The organism is Streptomyces sp. SID12488 (assembly GCF_010548275.1).
Taxonomy (GTDB): domain Bacteria; phylum Actinomycetota; class Actinomycetes; order Streptomycetales; family Streptomycetaceae; genus Streptomyces.
In genome coordinates, this window is record NZ_JAAGLT010000113.1 from 1 (window position 1) to 549 (window position 549).

Sequence of the window (549 nt, forward strand, 5' to 3'; positions counted from 1 at the left end):
GCGAAGGGCACTCGGTGATGTCGAGTCAGGCAACGGCTCCGGCGGCGAGTTCCTCGCCGCCGGCTCCGCCGGCCGCTCAGAAGGACGGGCGCACCAACCAGCGGTCCCTGGGGCGCAGGCTGCTCGGCCGCCCCGAGGTGGGTGCGTTGATCGCGGCGATCGGTGTGTACCTGTTCTTCTTCGCGGCGGCGCCTTCCTTCCGGGAGACCAGCGCGCTGGCGACGGTGCTCTACCAGGCGTCCGTGATGGGCATCATGGCGTTGCCGGTGGCCCTGTTGATGATCGGCGGGGAGTTCGACCTGTCCGCCGGTGTCGCGGTCACAACCTCGGCGCTGACCGCGGCGATCCTCAGCTTCCAGCTGTCGATGAACGTGTGGACCGGCGTGTTCGTCGCCCTGATCGTCTCCCTCGCCGTGGGCGCCTTCAACGGCTGGGTTCTGATCAAGACCGGACTGCCGAGCTTCCTGGTCACCCTGGGCTCGTTCCTGATCCTGCAGGGCGCCAACCTCGCCGTCACGAAGATCTTCACCGGGAACGTGGCGTCCGACT

At 68.1% G+C, this 549-nt stretch carries 1 pseudogene; it reads left to right on the forward strand.

Annotation, left to right across the window (positions count from 1 at the left end):
• Positions 1-17 precede the first annotated feature (17 nt).
• A pseudogene (locus G3I56_RS45215) lies at positions 18-549 on the forward strand (ABC transporter permease); the annotation flags it as partial.